Consider the following 14,758-nt stretch of genomic DNA (forward strand, 5'->3'; position numbering starts at 1 on the left):
AAATAGAGTGGGTTGCTGACTATCTTCTATATGCAAACAACCCATTAAAATATTTAAAGTGCTTTAAGTTGCTGCGAGCCAATCCAGTGTTTAGAAAATTGATAGGCAGCACGCCCTGAACGCTGTCCACGTGCCTGACACCATCTTAATGCTTCTGCACGTACTTCGGCAGTCATTGGCATTTCGGCTTTGTGTAAATAATGCTCCACAATTTCTAAATATAGATTTTGATCCATTGGATAAAACGACAGCCATAGACCAAAGCGATCAGACAGTGAAATTTTCTCTTCAATTGCTTCTTGAGGATGCAACTCAGTATATTGCGGTACATCTACACGAGTGACAGGTGTATTTTCATGCATAAATTCAGGTAATAGATGACGTCTGTTACTGGTTGCATAAATAATAAAATTACTGGAACCTGATTGTAATGAACCATCTAAAACACTTTTTAAACTACGATAATTTTCATCTTCTGCGTTAAAAGCTAAATCATCACAGTAGACAATAAATTTTTCAGGACGATGCTGAATGATTTTTTGAATTTCTGGCAATTCAGACAAATCATCGCGTTCAATTTCAATTAAACGTAATCCTTGATTGGCATACTCGGTCAATAGGGCACGTACAATAGATGATTTTCCCGTACCGCGTGAGCCTGTAAGTAACACATCATTGGCAGGTAAGCCATTTAAAAACTGCAAGGTGTTTTGAATGACTTTTTCTTTTTGCTTTTCGATGCCTTTTAAATCATCTAAATCAATTTTTCTTGGTTGTTGAATCGCTATCAATTGTCGATCTTGCCATTTGAATGCGATGGCGGAAAAGTCGGTTTCTTGTTTTAAAGCAGGTAAACTTTGCTGTAGTTGTTGGAGTACATGAGAAAGTGATAATAAGATGTTGTCGGGTAAATCTAGGTTTGCCATGATAATTCAGCTTAAAAAATGCAGATCAGATTGCTACACTTTAAGACTAGCGCAATTGACCTAGATTTGACAATCAAAGTGTGAATCGAGTCATTGACGCGTATTACAATTTTTTAGATATTGTTGTGTATAGTAGGCATAGGCAAGCGTAGTGCTGCGAATAAACCAACGGATTGAGGAATGCTATGTTATTTAAAGATTTCACCGAAGATGTTAATCCGCATCAAGCCTATCGCATAAAAAAACTCAAGCGCCAAATTCAAAATGCCGAATCGTATGAAGAATGGAAAAGTATTGCCATTCGTATAGATGAAGAAACTGGTGCGCAAGAATGGAAATATGACAACAGTTCGCCATATTTTGATGCGGAAATTATCTCGCATCGTTTAAATTTATTACGCCGTTATCGCACCACCGAACGCAGTCACGATTTAATTTATATTTTGCGTGAAGGTTTAACTTTTGACATCGCCAATATTGCCCATCCGATGTTGTTTACTGCAACCTATGTGGGTACTAAAAAAATTATTGAAGATTATGTGGATGAAGTCAGTAAAAGTTTGGCTTTTGTCGCTTCAGATGAATGTCAGGCTTTAACCAAAGTAGAAAAAATAGAGTTTTTTCAGCAATGCCAAACTGCATACGGACAACCTGCCTTGATGTTCTCTGGTGGGGCAACGCTAGGTTTGTTTCATACTGGTGTTTGTAAGGCCTTACTTGAACAGGATTTAATGCCTAAAGTGCTGTCGGGTTCGAGCGCGGGTGCAATAATGACTGCAATGCTAGGCATCGCAAAACCTGAAGAAGTACAGCATATTTTGGGTGGTGAGTCATTTTTCCACGAAGCATTTCAGTTTAGACAAATGCGCGAAATTCTTAAAGGCAATGGTGGAATTGCCGATGTGCATTATTTAAAAAAATTCCTGATCAAAAACTTGGGCGATACCACGTTTGAAGAAGCTTTTCAAAAATCAGGTTTGCATATTAATGTGGCGGTTGCGCCTTATGATGCATCGCAAGACTCACGCATTATGAACAGCTTCACTGCGCCAGATTTGTTGGTTTGGAGTGCGGTGTTGGCCTCGTGTGCTGTGCCAATTTTATTTCCACCAGTACGTTTAACCAACAAGCGTTATGATGGCGAACACACTCCATATATGGGTAAAACCCGTTGGGTGGATGGCAGTGTGCGTAGCGATTTCCCACAGGAAAAAATGGCACGTTTGTATAATATTAACTACACCATCGCCAGTCAGGTCAATCCACATGTAGTGCCTTTTATGCAGGATGATATTAAGCGTTATCGTAAAGATATGCTGAGTTGGCCAGAACGGATTATTCGTCGTCAGGGCAAAGTCATTAGTCGTGGGGTAATGGATTTTGTACGTGAGCGCGCAGGAGCTGTACCGCCAGTGCGTCGTTTGCTAGATCATGGCTATGGCATTGTCGATCAACGCTATTATGGTGATGTGAATATTGTAGGAAGCTATAACCTGCGTCATTACAGCTATATGTTGCAAAACCCGAAACCACATTTATTTAAAATTTTACAGCGTGAAGGCGAGCGTGCGACTTGGCCGAAAATTTCATCGATTGAAACGCATGCACGTGTCGGTAAAACTTTGCAACATTGCTTAGAATTATTAAATGCACCTCAAATAGAGGTATCCACCGAAGTCGCAGCAGAAATGCGCACTGGCGCAAGTGTTGTTTAATGTTTTAAATTTGGATGTTCAACAGCTAGATACTGCGCAGTTCGAGTTGCGCAGTAAAGCGCAAAGTTTGCAATATGGTCGGCATATCTATCGTTTTGAACATCAAGGGCAGTTTTATTGGCTGAAAGCCCAACAACAAGGTGTTCATGCGACAGTAGAGCAGGGTTTTGCACAAGAATGGAACTTTTATAAACAGTACGCGCAATCATCATATTTATCTTTTTTATTGCCATGTGAATTGATGGATGCTGCACCCATTCATATTCAGTCGCAGGGTAATTCACATGACATTTCATCGCATTATTCACAGGTCTATTCACGTGCTTTAATTTTACCTGAAGCGCAAGCTGTTTTTATGATGGGTAATTTACCTGAATATACAGAAGCGATTAAACACATATTTTTGCGTGTCTTTGAAGCAGTGGAAGCATTACATCAATTAGGTTGGATTCATGCTGACTTAAAAGCTGAACATATTGTGCAGTTGGATGGGCAAATCAAACTGTTAGATTTTGAGCAAGTACAGCAAATTGCAGATATTCAATGTCAGGGGATGACTGCAACGCCACGTTATATGGCACCAGAATTATTTCACGGACAGCTCAAAACTGCACAAAGTGATATTTATGCTTTAGGCATTATTTTTTATGAATGGTTAACGCAACAACGCTTGCAGGCAAATAGTTACCACGATTGGGCGTATTTACATTGTCAAAGATTGCATATCCAACTTTCTACGCATCTACAAGCATTTTTACCACTGCTGAATCACATGTTGGCAAAGTCCTATTCGCAGCGTGCAACGAGTATTGCAGAGTTGAAATTATGGCTTAGTGGCTGAATATGCTTAAGAAAAAATCAAAAAATAGTTTTTTGTTTTTTATTTAAACAGTCATTGTGCTTTTTTATAAAAAAGGCTTGTCATCAGGAAGTGATCTCTATAATATACACAGCCATCGGGGACGTGGCGAAATTGGTAGACGCACTGGATTTAGGTTCCAGCGCCGCGAGGTGTGAGAGTTCGAGTCTCTCCGTCCCCACCACTTAAATATCAAGTCAGCTTGATTTTAAGTTACAGAGGATTGGTGTAATGGTAGCATGACGGTCTCCAAAACCGTTCGTCAAGGTTCGAATCCTTGATCCTCTGCCAAATTAAAATCCAACAACTCAGTTGGTACCCGATGTTGGGGACGTGGCGAAATTGGTAGACGCACTGGATTTAGGTTCCAGCGCCGCGAGGTGTGAGAGTTCGAGTCTCTCCGTCCCCACCATACATTAAAGAGCAAGGCAATGACCTTGCTTTTTTATTGCCTGTTATTTTAGCTTTAAATCATTGCATCTCTTTGACAAGGCTTAGATGTATTTTAAGATTTAAAGTTCAGTATAAAAAAAAGCCCATAAACAGGTTATGGGCAAGATCATCTTTAAATGTTGATGAAATACGATTTGAATTTTTATTTTTGTATCCTATCAAGTTCAACCGTTATTGCATACTTATCTATATTGTATAAGTACTTATGCTTTTAAATGGTCTTCAAATTCCTCGCCTAATTTCATTGCTAAAGCATTACCAGAAAGCTCGCAAGTGACCAAACCATACTCTTTTTGAAAGCTAAATGTGAAACCGTGACCATCCGCCAAATTTTTGACTGAATAACCTAATTTTTCTAACCAAATACGAAACGCAATTAAATTTTTTGCTTTAACAACTTTTTTCACGAGAGAACTCCTATCCATTCATCTAATTATTAATAGGGATATTTCCTAAATTTTTAAAGGGCAGAAATGTATTTCTTTGACATTTTTTTCACTGATTTTTAGAAATCTAAAGTCCTTTTAAGCAATTAGAATATTTTAAAAGAATTATTTATTTGTAAATTATTGATATTTATTATTTTAACTGAGGTGGCGTAATTAATTTTAAGGTCTTAGATATATTGCCAAAAGATGACTTAGAAATATTTTGTTAATGATTTTTAATTTTAGGCTGTATTTATTTTCAGCATTAACACATAAAGATTATCCATTTTTTATGCCAAGCTTTAATTTAATGCAATGGATATTAGTATGGAGCATGTCGGTACCTAATAGACATTAGCTTATACTATGGTTGAGTTTGAAGATTTGGGAAATAGACATGACCGCACAAACAATTCAACAGCAGGTGGAGTGCATGGTGAAGCAGATGCAAAATCAAGGACTAGAGCCTGTTGCTGTGATGCTCGGGCATGAAGATTGGTTACTGTTTTCCTCACAATCCAAAGTGGATTATACGCCTTTTGGCAGCGCACGCCGTTATCAGCCTGCATTGTCCAATTTGCTGTTGGTGCGGGTCGATGAAATGAATGCTGTGCGTGTGGTGACGCAAACTCAATTAGATGAGTTTGCTGCCAGTAATCAGATTTTATAATCCGAGAGAAATATCAGATGCTTTATGATCAAAGCATCAATTTAAAAGTTGTCTTTGAGTTCACGTAATTTCTGAAATTCTTCGACACTTTCGGCTCTTAAAAATGGATTGGTTTCCAGTTCTAGTTCGATGCTGCTTGGCAAAGTGGGTTTATTAAGCATGCGTAAACTTTCAATTTGTTGATAACGCTCTTGAATGGCAACATTGTCGGGTTCTACATGCAGTGCAAATTGTGCATTCGCCAATGTATATTCATGGGTGCAATATACTCGGGTACGCGGAGGCAGCGCTGCCAAGCGGTTTAAAGATTGATACATTTGCAAATATGTACCTTCAAAAACACGCCCACAGCCCATCGCAAATAAAGTGTCGCCACAGAACAATACATCCAACGCATCTATAAAATACACAATATGCCCCAAGGTATGTCCCGGAACGGCAATAACATCGACCTGTAAATCATGAAAATTGATATGGTCTTGGTTTTGTAAAGGATGCGTGATAAACGGAATTTTGCTCAATTCTTCACGTGGCCCATAAACAGGTAAATTACGTTCTGCAATGAGTTCAGGCACACCGCCAATATGATCTTGATGCCAATGCGTCAACCAAATTTGCGCGATCTCTAAACCATGATTTTGGCAAAAATCTTCAACAGGTTTGGCATCGGTAGGGTCAACCACCACCACTTGTTTGCTGGCACAATGTTCAAGCAACCAAATATAGTTTTGTGATGGTTTCTGCGCATCAATAAGATGAACTTGGTAGTGCATGCTCAGTTCCTGAAACTTAATCGCTTGTGGCTATTACAGCATGCTTTTGCGGGCGTGTAAAAGTGTATCCCCAAGTGTCTGAGTATCGCTTTGCTATGTGACCACTTGATGATGAACAAGAGATGTAAAGATAAAATAGAAATAAAAATCAAATCCATAAAAAATGCCGTGATCAACACGGCATTTTAAAACAGAGATTCGGTTTGATCTTAGCGGATTTTTGCCAAGAAACGACCTAAACGTGTCATTGCTTCACGTAATTCATTTTCTGCAGGCAAGAACACGACACGGAAATGATCAGGCGTTGGCCAGTTAAAACCTGTACCTTGAACCAACAAAACTTTTTCGGCTTTAAGTAAATCCAACATTAATTTTTCGTCATCTTCAATTGGATAGACGTTTGGATCTAATCTTGGGAAGCAGTACATCGCACCTTCAGGTTTCACACATGACACTCCTGGAATTTCATTTAGCATTTCCCAAGCAATGTTGCGCTGTTCATATAAACGACCACCTGGACGGATCAAGTCATTGATAGATTGATAACCACCCAATGCTGTTTGAATCGCATATTGTGCCTGGTGGTTGGCACACAGACGCATGGAAGCAAGCATGTCCAAGCCTTCAATGTAGTCTGCGGCACGTGATTTATTGCCTGTAATGGCCATCCAGCCTGATCGGAAGCCTGCAATACGATATGATTTAGACAAACCGTTGAATGAAATACAGAGCTGATCACCTGCCAGTGCAGCTACAGCAACGTGCTCAATACCGTCATAAATGATTTTGTCGTAAATTTCATCGGCAAATAAAATCAGGTCATATTTTTTAGCCAGTGCAACAATTTGTTCTAAAACATGACGCGGATAAACCGCACCTGTTGGGTTGTTCGGGTTAATGATGACAATACCACGTGTATTTGGCGTGATTTTGCTTTCCATGTCGGCAATGTCTGGGTACCAGTGGTTTTCTTCATCACATTTATAGTGAATAGCAGTACCACCCGACAAATTCACCGCAGCTGTCCATAATGGATAGTCAGGCATTGGTACCAGCATTTCATCGCCATCGTCCAATAAGCCTTGCATCGCCATAACAATCAGTTCAGACACACCATTGCCGATATACACATCATTGACATGCATATCGAAAATGCCTTTTTGCTGATAGTACTGACAAATCGCTTTACGCGCAGGGAAAATCCCTTTGGAGTCGGTATAACCAATCGCATTAGGCAAGTTCAATGCGACATCATTAATAATTTCCTGTGGCGCTTCAAAACCGAATGGGGCAGGGTTGCCAATATTCAGTTTAATAATTTTATGACCGGCCTCTTCCATTTCATTGGCCGCTCGTAACACAGGTCCGCGAATGTCGTAGCATACATGCTCAAGTTTTGATGATTTTTTTATTTCGCGCGGAGTCGTGTTACCTAGTACGGACATAGTTCCATCCAATGATTAGAAGATAAATAAATTATAGATTACTGAAATATCACAATCTATGCTGAAATTTAGCTAGATATTTTGCAAGGTCTAGCGTAAAAATGGAAGTACTGAAGCATGACACTGAATGTCAAAGATTTAAAGGAGTTAGTGATGGGAAAACTCAATAAAACAGACCGAGAATGGCAAAGAGAGTTATCACCAGAGGAATTTCGGATTACACGTCAAAAAGGCACGGAGCCTGCTTTTACGGGGAGATATTGGAATACTAAACAAGAGGGGATTTATACCTGTCGTTGTTGCGGTACAGCGCTATTCTCATCTGAAACAAAATATGACAGCGGTAGCGGTTGGCCAAGTTTCTATCGTCCAATCCAGCCTGGGGTGATTGAAGAACATCAGGATGGTTCGCATGGCATGCAGCGTACTGAGATTGTTTGTCATCATTGTGACGCACATTTAGGGCATGTTTTTGATGATGGTCCACAGCCAACAGGATTGCGCTATTGTGTCAATTCGGCTTCTTTAGAACTCAAAACACAAGAAAAAAATGATGAGGGAAATTATCCATGACCAACATTTATCAGTTTGAAGCTGAGTTGTTAGATGGACAAAATAAAGCCTTTAGCGATTATGAAGGGAAGGTTTTGTTGATTGTAAATACAGCCAGCAAGTGTGGTTTTACGCCTCAATTTGCGGGTTTGGAAAAGTTATACCAACAATATAAAGACCAAGGTCTGGAAGTTTTGGGCTTTCCGTGCAATCAGTTTGGTGGGCAAGATCCAGGCTCCAATGAGCAAATTGGGAGCTTCTGCCAAAAAAACTATGGTGTCAGTTTTCCAATGTTTAGCAAAATTGATGTGAAAGGTCCTGAAGCACATGCGATTTTCCGTTACCTGACCAATAACAGTAAAGGTATTTTGGGCAACGGAATTAAATGGAATTTCACCAAGTTTTTAATTGGCAAAGATGGCAAGGTGTTGAACCGTTTTGCTCCGACCACAAAACCTGAAGATTTGCAGGCGGAAATTGAAAAGGCTTTACGATAAAGGCTTGCGCTTGTGCAAGTAAGATAATTAAGGCGATCAGATGATCGCCTTAAATTTAATTGAAATCATTAACTTATAAAATCGCTTTAAGACGTTGAATTACTTGTTCACATTGCGCCAAATCTGCAACCAAAGCTAAGCGAACATGGTTTTCACCCGGGTTACCTTGTGCGGTTTCACGAGATAAATACCGACCTGGCAGCACTTTAATATGGGCTTTTTCCATCAATATTTTGGCAAAATTTTCATCATGGTCGACTTTGAGCCAGTAATAAAAACCTGCATCTGGTTTTTTTAATGGCAGTAAATGCCCAAGTTCCGTTTGGAATAATTCAAACTTGGCGCGATATTGTTGACGATTATCTTCAACGTGCTGTTCATCATCCCAAGCTGCAATAGATGCCAATTGATGTTGTACAGGCATTGCCGCACCATGATAGGTACGATATTGCAAATAAGGTTTTAATAAGTTGGCATCGCCCGCAACAAAGCCTGAACGCATGCCGGGTAAGTTTGAGCGTTTAGACAAAGAATGGAATACGATGCAGTTTTTGTAGTCATCGCGTCCAAGTTCGGCACAGACTTCCAGTAAACCTGTAGGCGCTTGGTCAAACCATAATTCTGAATAACATTCATCAGATGCAATGACAAAATTATATTGATCTGACAGGGCAATCAGCTTTTTAAATTGTTTTTTTGAAAGGACAGCACCCGTTGGATTTCCTGGTGTACAGACAAATAATAAAGCAGTTTTTTCCCAGACTTTTGCAGGTACAGCATCAAAATCACCCAAGTAATTATTGTCTTCGGTGCAATTGATGAAATAGGGTTGAGCACCTGCCAATAAAGTTGCCCCTTCATAAATTTGATAAAACGGATTGGGCATCACTACATAAGGCGCATCTTCACGTCGAATCAAGGCTTGTACAAAGGAAAAAATCGCTTCACGTGTACCTGAAACGGGGAGAACTTGAGTGTCTGGGTTAACTTGTTTTAAATGAAAGCGTTGTGTCAGCCAATGGGCAATGCTGTGACGTAATTCAGGCAGACCTTTGCTGTTCGGATAAGTCGATAAATGCTGAAAATTATCAATAATGGCTTGTTTGACAAATTCAGGTGCAGGATGTTTAGGTTCGCCAATAGACAGTGGAATTAACGGCAAATTTGCAGGTTGTACGTCCTGAAATAGTTTGTTTAGCTTTTCAAAAGGGTAAGGATGTAATAAGGACAAACTTGAGTTCATGGATGTTCCGTAAATTGAAGTTAATGTTGACCACAGACCTGATTAGAGGCCTCATCTAAAGCAGCTTTGAGCTGGATTGCAAAGGTATCTGCTTCAGATTTTGTCATTGGGTTGCCATCTTTTTTGGTGACGAAGAAAATATCTTCGGCACGTTCGCCCAGGGTGGCAATTTTGGCGGAGTGAATATCTAAGCCTTGCATCATAAACAAGCCGCCAATTTTGGCGAGTAACCCCGGATGATCTAGTGTGGCAATTTCGACCATGTTTTGATTCAGCGCTGCATTGAAAGTCACTTCTACTGTATTTTCAATGTCAAAATGACGTAATTGACGCGGAATGCGGCGTTGCATCAGACCCGGATATTTATCTGACTGGCTCAAGGCATTCACTAAAGCCTCAATCACCATTTCTTCACGTTCAGGGTCTGTTAAGAGTGTGCCAAAACGGTCTAAGACCACGTAAGTATCCAAACTAAAGGCTTTGGTCGCAGTAATAATTCGTGCATCCTGAACGTCAAGGTTCATGCGGTCTAAAATAGCGACAGTTGTGGCAAATAGGTTGGGTTGGTCTTGCGTGTAAATAAAGATTTGTACTGCGTCTTGTGCTGATTTTCGGTGCGCGCGCATGAGCACTAATGGTGCAGGATTATCGCCATGCTCCAAAATCGCGCGGGTATGCCATGCAATTTCATCGGCAGATTCTTTAATAAAGTATTCATCGCCCAGTTCTTGCCAGACTTTTTCAACAGCACTGAGTTCAAAATCTTTAACCAGTAACTCGCTTGCCGCAAATTTGGTGTCTTCAATGAGCATTTGATAATCGACGGGACGCCCAAGTCCTGAGCGAATGACATCACGCGCTTGCGTATAAAGTTGGCGCATTAAGGATGCACGCCATGAGTTCCAGAGTGTTGGATTAGTCGCATTAATATCAGCAACCGTTAAGGTATAGAGATAATCTAAATGCTCCATATCTCCCATTTTTTCGGCAAATTCCTTGACCACATCGGGGTCAGAAATATCTTTTTTCTGTGCTGTGACTGACATCAACAAGTGATTTTTGACTAACCATGCCACAAGGTTACATTCACGTTCAGTAAATCCGTGTTTACGGCAAAACTCAATCGCATCTACCGCACCAAGTTCACTGTGATCACCACGACGACCTTTAGCAATATCATGGAAAATCGCAGCCAAATAAATAATGTCACGACGGGCTAAACGCTGAAATACCGAACTGACCACAGGAAAATCTTTCGCGAATTCAGGTTCTTTGAAGCGGCTTAAATTGCGGAGTAATAGTAAAATGTGCGCATCGACTGTATAAATATGGAATAAGTCGTATTGCATTAAACCTGTAATTTGACCAAAAGCGGGGATGTAATTGCCCAATACACCTAAGCGTTTCATAGTCACCAAGGTATTATACAAGCGGTGCGGTGAGCGCAAAATTGCCATAAACAGCGCTTGATGCGTTGTATCATCACGGAAACTTTGATCAATACGCTTGGCTGCAAGTGTTAGCAGGCGCAGTGTTCGTGCGCGAATTCCTTCAATTTCAGGACGATTGGCCAATAAATAGAAAATTTCTAAAATTGCGCTTGGTTTTTCTGAGAAAATTTTGTGGTGCTGCACGGCAAGTTTGCCATCGACCAGTTTAAAATTTTCATTAATTTCTTCAATGTTACGTTCATAATTAGGCAAACGCGGGGTAATGACCGACTCATTAAAATAGGCCAGCAACATTTCATTTAAAGTGGAAACTTGCTGTGCAGAGCGATAATAACGCTTCATAAATTGTTCAATCGGGTAATTTTGCGGTTTACCTTCTTCTCGAACATAGCCAAAAGTTGCTGCAATATCTCGTTGATAATCAAACAATAAACGGTTTTCATCACGTTTGGTTAAACGATGGAGATGATGACGGATTTCCCATAAAAAGCTTTCGGCTTCTTCAAGTACACCCAATTCAAATTCTGAAATAAAACCTAAATGCACCAAGTCGTAAATACGATTGACGCGAAAATGGCGTTTGGCAATCCAGCCAATTTGGTTGATGTCACGAATACCGCCTGGAGCATTTTTAATATCAGGTTCTAAATTACTTTCGGTGTCATTGTGCTGCGCGTAACGTTTGCTTTGCTCCTCCATTTTGGCATCAAAAAAGGTTTTATCTGTCCAAGTTTGCGAAACAATACGACGCGGCCATTTGGCAAGCTGCTGATTTCCTGTAATTAAACGCGCTTCAATCAAGGCAGTTGCAACAGTTAAATCACTGGTTGCCTGAATCACACAGTCCTGAATAGTCCGCACGCTGGTGGCAGGTTTGAAATTGCCAACATCCCATAAAGATGAAATAAAGGTCGAAATAAGTTGTTCTTGTTCTGCTGTAATTGCATCTTCCGATAACACCATAATATCGACATCTGAATAGGGCAGCATTTCTTTGCGCCCATAGCCACCTACCGCAAATAGGCTTAAATCGGTTTTGTCTAATTCAGCATGTTGCCATAAGAAAGTGAGCGCTTCATCAATCAGGTTAGAACGCGCCAAAATCACTTCACGAATGGATTGTCCATTTTCAAAACATTGTTGTAGCTGATTTTCGACATCGGTGCGCCATTGGTTAATGGCCTGAATGTCATGGTTGCTTTTTACATAATTCAGCAAGGGTAATGTAATGATCATGGACAATTCCGTTATGCAATGACGAGCTTAATTTTGATTTTCGTTTAAATGTACGCGAACAGTGTCCGCAGTATGCTGAGCTAGCTCACGCGCTTGCTCTGTGGTTTCTGCTCGTGCAGTGGCAACGCCCATACGACGACGCTCAAAACCTTCAGGTTTGCCAAATAAACGTAAATCTGTATCGGGATTTGCTAATGCAAGATTCAGGCCAGAAAATGAAAGATTCGTTGCATCGACACCTGCATAAATCACCGCACTGGCTGCAACGCTATGGCGTGTGGTATTGACAGGTAAGCCTAAAATCGCGCGGGCATGTAATTCAAATTCACTTTGGAATTGTGAAGCCAATGTCACCAAACCTGTGTCGTGTGGACGTGGAGATACTTCACTGAACCAGACTTTATCGCCTTTCACAAACAGCTCTACACCAAAAATACCGCAACCACCTAAGGCAGTAGTCACTTTGTGTGCAATTCGTTTGGCTTCAGTCAAGGCAGCATCACTCATGGCTTGAGGTTGCCAGCTTTCTACATAGTCGCCTGCATCTTGACGGTGACCAATTGGGTCGCAATATGAAGTTTCGATCGCACCAGTTTCTGGGTTTTTAGCACGTACGGTTAATAAGGTAATTTCAAAATCGAAGTCAATTTGTGATTCAATAATCACAGTGCCTTGATTGACGCGCCCGCCAGTCTGGGCATATTCCCAAGCTGCATCAACTTCATCAAAGCAGGTGACACGCGATTGTCCCTTGCCTGAAGATGACATCACAGGCTTCACAAAGTTTGGATAACCAATGTCATCACATGCAGCGCGGAAAGATTCGAGAGAATTGGCAAAGCGATAAGCGGATGTCGGCAAACCTAATTCTTCTGCAGCCAAACGACGAATGCCTTCACGGTTCATGGTCAAATTTACCGCTTTGGCAGATGGAATCACTGTTGCAATATTTTGCGCTTCAATTTCAAGTAAAACTGATGTCGCAATGGCCTCAATTTCAGGCACAATTAAATTAGGTTTAATTTTTTCAATCAGTTGTTTTAATTCTGTGGCATCTGCCATGTTTAAAGTATAAGCATAATGTGCGACTTGCATGGCTGGCGCATGGTCGTAGCGATCGGCGGCATGTACTTCTACGCCTAAGCGTTGCAGTGAAATTACCACCTCTTTACCGAGTTCCCCTGAACCCAATAGCAAAACCTTGAAAGCAGAAGATTGAAGGGGAGTACCAATGGTCACGCTCATGTGAATCGTCCTTGCTAAAGTGGGCTTTTAGCATAGCAGAACTGTTCCATGAGTTAAGCCCTGTTTGCAATAAAATCATGATTTTGTCATCTCGTTGTATTGCATTCAGTGCTTTATAGTAATTAGGGCTGAATCCTGAAATAGCTCATTTGGACGATTCAACCTCTAAATTTCAGCAACATTAGAACGAAAATGGCACATAGGTATAAATTAAACCATAGGTGATGGCTGCGGTAAGCGTGGCAGGGACGATTTTCTTAAACTTAAAATACAAACCTGTGAGTACTAAAAAGCCAATTAACATCGCAAAACTTTTATTGGGTGTTTCAAGCAAAGGTGGCAAGGTTGCAACCACAAGCATAGAGCTAATTGCAGCAATACCAATACTGCCTAAAGCGATTTTAAGCCATAAAGCACCACGTTGTTGCGAGCCTTGTTGAAACTTTTGAATCACAAAAAATGGCCCAAAACGTGAGGCGAAGTTTGCGATACCGACCATAATACCGACCAAAATAATTTCTAAACTCATGATTTTGCTCCTGTATGTTCAGGGTCGGGTTGTTTTAAAACATAGTGTTTAAATAATCCCGCCAAAATACCTGAAGAAATCCCAATAAAAATTGCAGCAGATAAGTCAATAAAATAACAAGCTACGGCAGATACTAGAATGGTGATTCCCACGACAAAGGTGTGTTTCTTTTCAAATGCTGCCAATAAGAAGCTAAGGAATAAAGCGGGCAGTAAAAAGTCGAGCGCCGCTTGCAAAAACTGTGGCATTTTAGTGACTTGATCGGCAAATAATCCGCCTAACAAAGAGCCTAATGCCCAAGACAACCAACTAAATAAACTCAGTCCAAGCATCCATGATTCAGACCATTCCTGACGGCGCTGTGACAGTTTAATCATGCCTGAGGCAAAAACTTCATCGGTCAGACCCCATGACCAAATTGCAGTTTTTTTTAGGTTTAAACGATCTTGAATCAGGTTTTGTAAGGCCGGGCCGTAAAGTAAATGTCGAATATCCAAGGCGATTACCGTTAATGCGGTCATCCAGATTGAAGTTCCACTGCCCAATAAGGCAACGACTAAAAATTGACTCGCCCCTGCATACATCGAGCAAGATAAAAATAAGGCTTCCCATGCGCTAAAGCCGAATTGAGTTGCAGAAACACCAAAAGCAAAAGAAACAGGCAGATAGGTGAAAATAATCGCCTGACTATCTTTTGCACCTTGCCAAAAACTTGCTGCGGGCGCAGTTTGAATAT

14 protein-coding genes and 3 tRNA genes are annotated in these 14,758 nt (G+C 40.7%); 8 read left to right on the top strand and 9 right to left on the bottom strand.

Annotated features, from left to right (window positions below; all coding sequences use genetic code 11):
• Positions 1–53: 53 nt before the first annotated feature.
• The gene (locus FTU66_RS02235; protein WP_096902520.1) at positions 54–926 is read right to left on the bottom strand and encodes an ATP-binding protein; all 873 of its coding nucleotides are present in this window, start codon (positions 924–926) and stop codon (positions 54–56) included.
• Positions 927–1,111: 185 nt separating this feature from the next.
• Here FTU66_RS02235 and FTU66_RS02240 point away from each other — a divergent pair, with 185 nt between their 5' ends.
• The 5 genes from FTU66_RS02240 to FTU66_RS02260 all read left to right on the top strand — a co-directional run bounded on the left by FTU66_RS02240 (position 1,112) and on the right by FTU66_RS02260 (position 3,912).
• Entirely contained in the window at positions 1,112–2,641 is a 1,530-nt protein-coding gene (locus tag FTU66_RS02240) for a DUF3336 domain-containing protein (RefSeq protein WP_096902519.1), read from the top strand.
• The gene (locus FTU66_RS02245; protein ID WP_180112227.1) at positions 2,631–3,482 is read left to right on the top strand and encodes a protein kinase; all 852 of its coding nucleotides are present in this window, start codon (positions 2,631–2,633) and stop codon (positions 3,480–3,482) included. Before FTU66_RS02240 ends, FTU66_RS02245 begins: the two co-directional genes overlap by 11 nt.
• A 117-nt stretch (positions 3,483–3,599) precedes the next feature.
• A tRNA-Leu gene (locus FTU66_RS02250) sits at positions 3,600–3,684 on the top strand.
• A gap of 33 nt (positions 3,685–3,717) precedes the next feature.
• A tRNA-Trp gene (locus tag FTU66_RS02255) sits at positions 3,718–3,791 on the top strand.
• Between the two features lie 36 nt (positions 3,792–3,827).
• Positions 3,828–3,912 (top strand) — tRNA-Leu (locus FTU66_RS02260).
• Between the two features lie 244 nt (positions 3,913–4,156).
• Here the strand turns inward: FTU66_RS02260 and FTU66_RS02265 are convergent.
• Positions 4,157–4,360, bottom strand: a complete 204-nt coding sequence (locus FTU66_RS02265) for a hypothetical protein (protein WP_004971452.1) — start codon at positions 4,358–4,360, stop codon at positions 4,157–4,159.
• Positions 4,361–4,778: 418 nt separating this feature from the next.
• Here FTU66_RS02265 and FTU66_RS02270 point away from each other — a divergent pair, with 418 nt between their 5' ends.
• Positions 4,779–5,051, top strand: coding sequence for a hypothetical protein (locus tag FTU66_RS02270; RefSeq protein WP_096902295.1), 273 nt, complete (start codon positions 4,779–4,781; stop codon positions 5,049–5,051).
• Positions 5,052–5,092: 41 nt separating this feature from the next.
• Here FTU66_RS02270 and gloB read toward each other — a convergent pair whose 3' ends face one another.
• Complete coding sequence (gene gloB, locus FTU66_RS02275) at positions 5,093–5,824, bottom strand: hydroxyacylglutathione hydrolase (RefSeq protein ID WP_180112228.1); 732 nt, start codon at positions 5,822–5,824, stop codon at positions 5,093–5,095.
• A 209-nt stretch (positions 5,825–6,033) separates the two neighbouring features.
• Positions 6,034–7,269, bottom strand: coding sequence for a pyridoxal phosphate-dependent aminotransferase (locus tag FTU66_RS02280; protein ID WP_168419418.1), 1,236 nt, complete (start codon positions 7,267–7,269; stop codon positions 6,034–6,036).
• A gap of 153 nt (positions 7,270–7,422) precedes the next feature.
• Here FTU66_RS02280 and msrB point away from each other — a divergent pair, with 153 nt between their 5' ends.
• Both msrB and FTU66_RS02290 read left to right on the top strand, forming a co-directional pair.
• A complete protein-coding gene (msrB, locus tag FTU66_RS02285; protein WP_096902313.1) occupies positions 7,423–7,842 on the top strand; it encodes a peptide-methionine (R)-S-oxide reductase MsrB in 420 nt (139 codons plus the stop codon).
• Entirely contained in the window at positions 7,839–8,318 is a 480-nt protein-coding gene (locus tag FTU66_RS02290) for a glutathione peroxidase (RefSeq protein ID WP_096902294.1), read from the top strand. Before msrB ends, FTU66_RS02290 begins: the two co-directional genes overlap by 4 nt.
• Positions 8,319–8,391: 73 nt before the next feature.
• Here FTU66_RS02290 and dapC read toward each other — a convergent pair whose 3' ends face one another.
• From dapC to FTU66_RS02315, 5 genes are all read right to left on the bottom strand, one after another.
• On the bottom strand, positions 8,392–9,561 hold the full coding sequence (gene dapC / locus FTU66_RS02295) for a succinyldiaminopimelate transaminase (protein ID WP_180112229.1): 1,170 nt from the start codon (positions 9,559–9,561) through the stop codon (positions 8,392–8,394).
• A gap of 20 nt (positions 9,562–9,581) precedes the next feature.
• Positions 9,582–12,248 carry a [protein-PII] uridylyltransferase gene (gene glnD, locus FTU66_RS02300; protein WP_178865516.1) on the bottom strand — a complete coding sequence of 889 codons (2,667 nt, stop codon included), beginning with the start codon at positions 12,246–12,248 and terminating at the stop codon, positions 9,582–9,584.
• 27 nt (positions 12,249–12,275) lie between these two features.
• Complete coding sequence (purT, locus tag FTU66_RS02305) at positions 12,276–13,493, bottom strand: formate-dependent phosphoribosylglycinamide formyltransferase (RefSeq protein ID WP_180112230.1); 1,218 nt, start codon at positions 13,491–13,493, stop codon at positions 12,276–12,278.
• A gap of 181 nt (positions 13,494–13,674) precedes the next feature.
• On the bottom strand, positions 13,675–14,022 hold the full coding sequence (gene ygaH / locus FTU66_RS02310) for an L-valine transporter subunit YgaH (RefSeq protein WP_004971441.1): 348 nt from the start codon (positions 14,020–14,022) through the stop codon (positions 13,675–13,677).
• The gene (locus FTU66_RS02315) at positions 14,019–14,756 is read right to left on the bottom strand and encodes an AzlC family ABC transporter permease (RefSeq protein WP_171062558.1); all 738 of its coding nucleotides are present in this window, start codon (positions 14,754–14,756) and stop codon (positions 14,019–14,021) included. Before FTU66_RS02315 ends, ygaH begins: the two co-directional genes overlap by 4 nt.
• Positions 14,757–14,758 lie beyond the last annotated feature (2 nt).

It is taken from the genome of Acinetobacter sp. YH12131 (assembly GCF_013418635.1).
Classification (GTDB): domain Bacteria; phylum Pseudomonadota; class Gammaproteobacteria; order Pseudomonadales; family Moraxellaceae; genus Acinetobacter; species Acinetobacter towneri.

Coding starts and splice junctions, on each gene's coding strand:
- FTU66_RS02235 (WP_096902520.1), bottom strand. CDS start 926: ATGGCAAACCTAGATTTACCCGACAACATCTTATTATCACTTTCTCAT.
- FTU66_RS02240 (WP_096902519.1), top strand. CDS start 1,112: ATGTTATTTAAAGATTTCACCGAAGATGTTAATCCGCATCAAGCCTAT.
- FTU66_RS02270 (WP_096902295.1), top strand. CDS start 4,779: ATGACCGCACAAACAATTCAACAGCAGGTGGAGTGCATGGTGAAGCAG.
- gloB (WP_180112228.1), bottom strand. CDS start 5,824: ATGCACTACCAAGTTCATCTTATTGATGCGCAGAAACCATCACAAAAC.
- FTU66_RS02280 (WP_168419418.1), bottom strand. CDS start 7,269: ATGTCCGTACTAGGTAACACGACTCCGCGCGAAATAAAAAAATCATCA.
- msrB (WP_096902313.1), top strand. CDS start 7,423: ATGGGAAAACTCAATAAAACAGACCGAGAATGGCAAAGAGAGTTATCA.
- FTU66_RS02290 (WP_096902294.1), top strand. CDS start 7,839: ATGACCAACATTTATCAGTTTGAAGCTGAGTTGTTAGATGGACAAAAT.
- dapC (WP_180112229.1), bottom strand. CDS start 9,561: ATGAACTCAAGTTTGTCCTTATTACATCCTTACCCTTTTGAAAAGCTA.
- glnD (WP_178865516.1), bottom strand. CDS start 12,248: ATGATCATTACATTACCCTTGCTGAATTATGTAAAAAGCAACCATGAC.
- purT (WP_180112230.1), bottom strand. CDS start 13,493: ATGAGCGTGACCATTGGTACTCCCCTTCAATCTTCTGCTTTCAAGGTT.
- ygaH (WP_004971441.1), bottom strand. CDS start 14,022: ATGAGTTTAGAAATTATTTTGGTCGGTATTATGGTCGGTATCGCAAAC.